A 232-nucleotide genomic window follows, 5' to 3' on the forward strand; every position below is an offset into this window, starting at 1 on the left:
ACCGCCCCACCGACCGCACCGTCCCCACCCGCTCCGCCGACCGCGCCTCTTACGACCGCGAGTTGGTGCACGGAATACTGGACGAGACCTACCTCTGCCATCTCGGATTCATCCGTGACGGCGCGCCCGTGGTCCTGCCCACCCTCTACGCCAGGGTCGGCGAGCGGCTCTACGTACACGGGTCGACCGGCTCCCGCCCGTTGCGGATGGCGGGCGACGCGAAGGACCCCGG

1 protein-coding gene is annotated in these 232 nt (G+C 71.1%); it reads left to right on the forward strand.

Annotated features, from left to right (window positions below):
* Nucleotides 1–232: pyridoxamine 5'-phosphate oxidase family protein (locus BHU15_RS32860; protein WP_141726929.1), on the forward strand; the 232-nt coding region annotated here is incomplete at both ends.

It is taken from the genome of Streptomyces niveus (genome assembly GCF_001723055.1).
In the GTDB taxonomy this organism is placed as follows: Bacteria; Actinomycetota; Actinomycetes; order Streptomycetales; family Streptomycetaceae; genus Streptomyces; species Streptomyces niveus.